The following is a 1,089-nucleotide window of genomic DNA, read 5'->3' as shown; positions in this document are numbered from 1 at the left end:
GGCGCACTAATTTCTTGTTTTTGCATTAAAATTATTTAAAATATTAACATACTCCTTTATATAATCTCTATCTAAATCAAAATCATCATTTTTAGCAATTCTTCTATTTAAATCTTCTCGTTCTGATATAATGCCTAAAAACCTTGATTTTTTTTGTAATATTGCCAATAAATCTTTATGGGTTTTATTTTTTTTAAATTTTGTTGCAAATAAAAATATTTTCAAATTTAACTTTAATTTATTTATAAAAAATTCTAGTAGTTGCAAACTTTCAATAGCCCACTTTTCTGCAGCCATTGGCACCATAATATGTTCACTAATAACTAAAGCATTGGATAATGTAGAATCTAAATGGGGATTGGTATCAATTATTATATAATCATAATTAAATTTTAAATATTTGAGGCTATTTTTTAATCTATGTGTTTTATAAGGTAAAATCTCTTCACTAAACTCGTGTAAACTTAAATAGCTTGGCAATAAATCAAGCCTATTATTTACGTTGATGATTGAATCATTTATTAAATAATTTGATTTTAAAACTCCATATATATTCTTCTTAAGTAAATCAAATTTATTCTCTATTATTTTTTTATTAAAATAACTAGTAGTAGATGCTTGGGTATCCATATCTATTAAAAGTACCTTATATTTTTGGGCTAGCAAGGTTGAAAATATTATTGAACTTGTACTTTTGCCAACACCGCCCTTGATATTGGCTATTGTTATTATTTTAGATTTTTTAAAATCCATTTTATAATTAGCCCTTCATCAGAATATTTTTTATTGTAAAATTCATATACATGTTTTTCTAAATTTAAAAATCTTTCAACAAGTGCTTTATTATAAGGTGTATCCATCTTTTCTTTTTTTAATAGACGCCTTATATCCTTTATATAGCAAAAAACACTGCCGGTTTTAAATCTAAATTCTATGTAATATGTTTTTGAAAATGTATATGCTTTTTTAACTCCGGCTAATTCATAATGTACAAGAATATTTCTTATTGGTTTTCTATAACCATAAAAAATCCCTAAAAATTTATCTCCATTTTTTATAGGAAATAAACTAAACTCATTAAATTCTTTT

The 1,089-nt window shown here is 23.6% G+C and carries 2 protein-coding genes; both read right to left on the bottom strand.

Annotation, left to right across the window (positions count from 1 at the left end):
* Positions 1–6 precede the first annotated feature (6 nt).
* Positions 7–753, bottom strand: coding sequence for a ParA family protein (locus HNR35_RS05740; protein ID WP_183224560.1), 747 nt, complete (start codon positions 751–753; stop codon positions 7–9).
* Positions 729–1,089 (bottom strand): DUF226 domain-containing protein (locus HNR35_RS05735; RefSeq protein WP_183224558.1); only part of this gene is annotated, 361 nt, incomplete at its 5' end. The genes HNR35_RS05735 and HNR35_RS05740, both read right to left, overlap by 25 nt.

Origin of the sequence: Borreliella spielmanii (genome assembly GCF_014201705.1) — a bacterium.
GTDB lineage: Bacteria > Spirochaetota > Spirochaetia > Borreliales > Borreliaceae > Borreliella > Borreliella spielmanii.
This window is presented reverse-complemented; position numbering and strand designations above follow the sequence as displayed.

What these genes read in the sequence shown, in the direction of transcription:
- HNR35_RS05740 (WP_183224560.1), bottom strand. Translation starts at nt 753, where the DNA reads ATGGATTTTAAAAAATCTAAAATAATAACAATAGCCAATATCAAGGGC.